7 protein-coding genes are annotated in these 6,602 nt (G+C 38.3%); all 7 read left to right on the plus strand.

Features of this window, described 5'->3' with window-relative positions:
• Positions 1-4: 4 nt before the first annotated feature.
• Positions 5-1,633 (plus strand): hypothetical protein, encoded by a 1,629-nt coding sequence (locus KKD45_03300; protein MBU4309530.1) that lies wholly within the window; start codon positions 5-7, stop codon positions 1,631-1,633.
• A 15-nt stretch (positions 1,634-1,648) separates the two neighbouring features.
• On the plus strand, positions 1,649-2,125 hold the full coding sequence (locus KKD45_03305) for a PrgI family protein (GenBank protein ID MBU4309531.1): 477 nt from the start codon (positions 1,649-1,651) through the stop codon (positions 2,123-2,125).
• Positions 2,126-2,171: 46 nt separating this feature from the next.
• Complete coding sequence (locus KKD45_03310; protein ID MBU4309532.1) at positions 2,172-2,855, plus strand: hypothetical protein; 684 nt, start codon at positions 2,172-2,174, stop codon at positions 2,853-2,855.
• Between the two features lie 16 nt (positions 2,856-2,871).
• A complete protein-coding gene (locus KKD45_03315) occupies positions 2,872-4,773 on the plus strand; it encodes an ATP-binding protein (protein ID MBU4309533.1) in 1,902 nt (633 codons plus the stop codon).
• A 22-nt stretch (positions 4,774-4,795) separates the two neighbouring features.
• Positions 4,796-5,410, plus strand: a complete 615-nt coding sequence (locus tag KKD45_03320; GenBank protein MBU4309534.1) for a hypothetical protein — start codon at positions 4,796-4,798, stop codon at positions 5,408-5,410.
• A 195-nt stretch (positions 5,411-5,605) separates the two neighbouring features.
• A complete protein-coding gene (locus KKD45_03325; GenBank protein ID MBU4309535.1) occupies positions 5,606-6,349 on the plus strand; it encodes a DsbA family protein in 744 nt (247 codons plus the stop codon).
• Positions 6,350-6,396: 47 nt separating this feature from the next.
• The coding region (locus KKD45_03330) for a hypothetical protein (GenBank protein MBU4309536.1) at positions 6,397-6,602 on the plus strand (206 nt) is incomplete at its 3' end.

Below are 6,602 nucleotides of genomic sequence, written 5' to 3' on the forward strand. Positions count from 1 at the left end.
ATTTATGTTAGATTATTTAAAAAAATTCAATAACCTTCCTCAAGAAATCAAGGATAAATTTGCGGCGCCTAATGTGTTGGCAAATGTGAGCGAGATTGAGAAGAGGTATAATGTCAGTTTGGCAACCGTAATCATGCGGGTGCTGATTAAGGATATCGCCTTGGTTGATTTGGTGAAGTTCATGGTGTTTGAATTCAGCATGGATGCGCGGCGAGCGGAGACCTTAGTTGACGAATTAAATGACAGGGTTTTTTCGGTGGCGACTGACTATTTAGGTTTGTATAAGAAGGAAAAACCGGTGGATATTTTAGAAAAAGTAGATGTGGATGATGACCGAGCGATGAATTTGGCGCGGGAAAAAATGGCTATCAGGACTTCGAGCTTTTTCTTTTCACCTGATGATGAAAAAGAGATTCAGGAATTGACCAAGAAAGTTGCTGAACATAAAGTGGCAGAAAAGGAGCGTCAAGAAAATCAGGAACCACAAATGCGTCTTCAGCCACAACCACAGCCGATGGCGAAAAAGATGAGTGATGTAATGCAGAAAGTGGATGTTAATTTTAGCTCCGAAGATTTGGATAGTCGATTCAAAGGTATTGTAGAAACTTATTTGCGTGGTGTGCGCAATAAGATTGATATTCGGCAAGCCTTGATCAAGGATGTGAAAGTTGGTGGTTTGAGTTTGAGTGAGGAAACGATTAATGAAATCATTGCTCAGATTGATGAGGTTAAAAAACGATATGATGAACCGCGATTAGTTCCGCCTTTGCCAAGTTCGCGTCTTATGGAAAGAGATGGTATTAGACCTGAGATTGGTGCGAGGGATGCGGCCTATGATTTTGGTAATTTGAAAAAAGAGCAGGAAGATAAGAAAGCTGTCGTTGCCAAGGCGGCGATGGGTGAAAAGGAATGTGCTACAATTCCGACAGCTCCGGCGACGTCGGAGGAGCTGCTCGAGCCAGTTAAAAAACCAATGCCACCCATTAAATCTACATTCAAGAGTTTTTCTTTTATCGATGATTCAAGTATGAAGGAAGAAGAGGTAGCACCTTATTCAAAATTTAATCAAATTGCTTCATATGACAATGATGAGATGAAGAAGATGGCTATCGGTGCCAAGGATGATTTGCTGCGCAGTATTGGCGAAAGAGCACAACAAATAAAGGTTAGCGGCGCAAAAGAGGAGTTAGTGGACGGTGTTGCGGAAGAAAAAGTGGCAGAGGCGAAGAAAAGCATACCAGCACAACCAATAGTTCAGGCACAAATTGAAAATAAAAAAAGAATGGATGATGTTAAGTATATGCCTAAATTAGTTAGTCCAATTGAAGAATTGCGAATAATGAATTTGGTTAACTTTCGCCGTTTAAACGCGGTGCCAAAAGAAGCTAAAGAGCTAATCAGGGCAAAGATAAATTTCTTGGAAGAAGAAAGCTATACTAAGAGATTAGAGGGTATAAAGGCATGGCGTCAAAGTCCATTAAATAGCTTATATATCACCATTGGACAAGAAGCAATTAGCAAAGAAGGAGGAATTCGTGCTACAATAAATGAGAGACAGGTGGCTGGACAGGATTTTTTAACCTATGAAGAGTTTGAGGCTATCATGGATTTGAATAAGAATTTAAGATTTTAGGGAGATAAATAGTATATGCAACAATTTACCGTTCCACAATTTATTGATGTTGAAGATAAGATAATCGGGCCGATTACATCCCGGCAGTTTTTGATTTTAATTGCGGGCTCAATGTTGATTGCTCTGTCTTGGAAGATTTTTGATTTTTCCGCTTTTGTTTTTTTTAGCATCTTGGACGTGTTTATTTTTGGTTCATTTGCCTTTGTTAGAGTGAACAGCATGCCTTTCCATTTTTTTGTTTTGAATTTTTTACAAACCTTAAAAAGACCCGCTTTGCGTGTGTGGAATAAAAGCTTTGGCAAGGATTTTATTGTTGATGAACCAGAGATAGTAACAAAAAATGAGGAAATTTATTATAAAACAGGTTTTAGTTCATCGCGCTTGAATGAATTATCATTGGTAGTTGATACGCAGGGAAGTTATCGCGGTGAGAAAAAAGAAGGTGGTTCAGAAATAAAATCAGTTGGGCAAAAAAGGCCTATTATTAATTAAATTATTTAAAATTTTAAACTTGCCGTTTAAAATTTGTGACATTATTGTGCCAAATCAAAAAAGCAAATTAGCAGGAAGTCGGATAGCTGGGTCAACTCAGCAGTATTTGGATATTGCGGAAATAAAGGATAATGTGGTAGTTTTGCGCGATGGAACATTACGGGCGGTTATTTTGGTTTCTAGTATTAATTTTGCCCTAAAGAGTGAGGACGAGCAGAATGCGATTATCTCGGCTTACGTTGGCTTCTTGAATAACATAGATTTTCCTCTACAGGTAGTAATTCAGTCGCGCGAGTTGAATATTGACGCTTATTTAGACAGTATTCGCAAAATAGAAAAAGAACAGACGAACGAACTTTTGAAGATTCAAACAGCTGACTATGTTCAATATGTTGGTGAGCTTATTTCCATGAGCAAGATTATGAAAAAAAGTTTTTACGTTGTCGTGCCGTATAATCCACTTTCTGATAAACAAAAGGGATTTGTGACAAGATTGTCTGAGGTTCTTAAGCCGGCAATATTAATTAGAATGAAGGAAGAAAAGTTTCAGAGAAGAAAGGCAGACTTGATGAAGCGAGTGGACAATGTCTTGAATGGGCTTAGTTCTATCGGTTTAGGCATGGCTGTTCTAGATACGCAAAGTTTGATAGAATTGTATTATAATACCTACAATCCAACAACAGCCAAGAGTCAGGAGATGGTGGATGTTGGAAAATTGAGAATTGATTAGAAAATAAAAATTAGACATGGATTTACAAAGACAACAACAAAATAATATTAAAAATAAGGTTGCGCCAGTGAATGATGAAAAAGTTATCGTTGAGACGCGTGAATTTATTGAGGAGGAGAAGGCATACCGACAAGGAACGATTTCAGTAATTGACTTGATTTCCCCAGCTTCTTTAAAGATTGATTCAAAATCAGTGCGTCTAGGTGATCGTTATGCCAGTACTATATTCGTGGTGTCTTATCCGCGCTATATTAGCGTCGGTTGGTTTGCGCCGATTATTAATCTGAATACGGCTTTTGACGTAGCTATGTTTTTTTATCCGATTCGCTCTGATGTGATTTTAAAGCAGTTAAAAAAGAAGGTTGGTGTCTTGGAGGCACAGATTATTTCTGATGCTGAGAAAGGAGCAGCGCGCGATCCTTTGCGTGAGACAGCTTTGCGTGATATTGAAGACTTGCGCGATGCATTGACGCAGGGAATTGAGAAATTTTTTCAGTTTGCCTTGTATGTGACCGTTTATAATGAATCAGAAGTTGAGTTGGAAAAAATGATTTCTGATATTGAAAATATTTTTGGTTCACGCCTGGTGTATTCAAAGAGAGTTTTTTATCAATCAGAGCAGGGTTTTAATTCAACTTTGCCACTTTGTAATGATGAATTATATATTAATTTCAATATGAATTCATCACCGGTAGCGACCTCTTTCCCTTTTGTGTCTAGTGAGCTGACCTCAAATAGCGGTATTTTGTATGGTATCAATCGTCATAACAATAGTTTGATTTTATTTGACCGATTTGGCCTGGAGAATCCTAATGCAATCGTTTTCGCTGCTTCCGGTGCTGGTAAAAGTTATGCTATCAAATTAGAAATTTTACGTTCATTAATGGTGGGCACCGACGTGATTGTTATTGATCCGGAATATGAATACAAACATTTGGCTGACGCGGTAGGCGGTACTTATATTGGCGTGTCGTTGTCGTCGGAGAGCAAGATTAATCCTTTTGACTTGCCACGTTCAATCGGTGGCGATTCAAGACCGTCTGATATTATCCGTAGTGCGGTAATCACCGTGAAGGGTCTTTTGCGTTTGATGCTTGGAACCTTGACTCACGAAGAAGATTCAGTTTTGGATCAAGCCTTGTTGGAGGTGTATGCCAAAAAAGACATTACCCCTGATTGTGACTTATCAAAGATTGATCCGCCCACGATGCAAGACTTACAGGATGTGCTTGAGGGTATGGAGGGTGGTGAAAATATGGCCTTACGTTTGATGAAATTTACGCAAGGTACTTTTTCCGGCTTGTTCAATAGTCAGACTACAGTGGAGATGAATAATCAGCTGGTTTGTTTTTCGGTACGTGACTTGGAAGATGAGTTGAGACCGATCGCAATTTATATGATTGTTAATTATATTTGGAATGTAGTGCGCAGTCAGTTAAAAAAACGTATTTTGGTTATTGATGAGGCCTGGTGGTTGATGCAAAATGAAGACTCTGCCAAGTTTATTCATGCGCTCGTGAAGCGTTGTCGTAAATATTATTTGGGCGTAACGACAATTACGCAGGATGTGAATGACTTTTTGGGCTCACCTTATGGACAGGCGATTATTACTAACTCCGCTTTGCGCTTGTTATTGAAGCAGTCATCAGCTTCAATTGACTTGTTGCAAAAAACTTTTATGTTGACCGAGGGTGAGAAATATTTATTGTTAGAATCGGGAGTGGGTGAGGGTATTTTTTTCGCGGGCCAAAAGCATGCCGCCATCAAGATTGTTGCGTCCTATACCGAGGATCAGTTAATTACTACGGATCCGCGCCAATTATTAGAGATTGAAGAGGCTAAGAAGGAATTTGCAGCTAGTATGGATCCGAGTGAGGCTGATGCTGACGGAGATGGTGTTTCTGATATCGATATCTAAAATTTAAAATTATAAAAGAGTTATGCATGAAGATTTTAAGAAAAAAATAAAAATATTACTTTTATTGCTTGGCGGTTTGTTGTTGGCTTTTTTAGCATTTTTTTTATTGAATTTTTTGCGAAAACCAGTAGTGACAAATTTGCCGCTGGAAAACAATAGCGCGTCGATTGCTAAACCGATTCAGCAAACAGCCACAAGCAGTTCAGTTGTTGTTAAAGAGATTGTTAAAAAGCCACTTGTGCTGAAAAGGATTAGCAAGGGTGATGTTGAAAAAATGGCTGCCTCTTTTGCCGAGCGTTTTGGAACTTATTCCAATCAGGCTGGCTTTAGTAATATGGTGGATCTAAAAATATTTATGAGTCGTAGTATGCAAATATGGGCCGATGACTACGTGTCGAAACAAACAAAGGTAAATAATGATATTTATTACGGGATTACTACAAAGGCAGTCGTAGTAGAGACGAAAAATTTTAATGATGAATTAGGGCAAGCGACTGTTTTGGTGAAAACAAGGCGTCGAGAAGCGACAATGACCACTGCAAATGTTTCCAAGGTGTTTAATCAAGACATTACCGTTAATGTCGTTAAGGAGGATGGTGCTTGGAAGATTAATAGTGCCTATTGGGACAAAGAGTAGTTATCTGTCATTCCCGCGAAGGCGGGAATCCAGGCGCCACGGACTATTGATACATAATTATTGAGACAAATCTTAACAAAAATATTAATCATAATAAATACTTTGTAAATTTTAATTTTCCTTATATTGAAAATAATCTACGAGGTACCTGGATCCCCGCTTTCGCGGGGATGACGGTTGAAAGACTATAATAATATGTCTAAAAAAGAAAAATTTTCTATTCCTCTTTTTGTAAGTGCCTCAATTTTGGTTCTGGTTTTTTTGTTTGTTTTTTATTGTCTTGCCAGTATGTCGTTGACGGAAAAGTTTTTTAATGATAATTTTGCAAAAGATGCGCGCGTAGACAAAGTTTATCTGAATAATGACTACAAAAATGATGATCCGTTTATGACCAAAAATCCAGACTTGAAAGATATGTTGTCTGGACCGATTATATCCAAAAGTGATCCGTCCTTGGGTGTTGTGCAAGCGCCGGTGACTTTGGTAATTTTTTCAGACTTTCAATGTGGTATTTGTCATAAACAAGAAACAGTTTTAAAGCAGATATTAGAAAAATACAAAGACAGGGTGCGCTTGATTTGGAAAGATTATCCCGAGAGCAAGACCTCTTCTAATTCTTTTCAAGCGAGTTTGGCTGGACGCTGCGCCAATGAACAGGGAAAGTTTTGGGAGTATCATGATTTGCTTTTTGCAAACAGTAGCCAGTTAAATAATGATAAATTTATCGAATTGGCTAAGGGGTTGAATTTGAATGAAGGTAAGTTTGATAATTGTCTGAAAACTCTTAAATATCAAAAAGAAGTTAATGATAATATTGTCGAAGCTAATGCTCTTGATATTACCGGTGTGCCGTTTCTTTATGTAAATGATCAAGAAGTGTTGGGAGAAATCAATATTGATGATTTGTCGAAAATGGTCGAAAGAGAGCTTGAAAAATAATCTGCTGCAAGTGAGATTTATCCGCCATGGCGGAACTGCCATAGCCTATGAAAAATAAATTACTATATACAATTATATTAGGGATATTTGCGTTTATTTTATCTTCCGCATCTGCCCAAACCTCTCCCGATGCCATCGCTATCCGCATAATGCAAAATCCCAACCATTATTCCGCTTTGCGCTGGTATCAAGAAAAACATTTCGCTGGCTCTCCGCAATCAATCGTCGTTGACGGCTACAACGGTATCCGTGA

It is taken from the genome of Patescibacteria group bacterium, assembly GCA_018897195.1.
Classification (GTDB): Bacteria; Patescibacteriota; Patescibacteriia; order Patescibacteriales; family UBA12075; genus JAHILH01.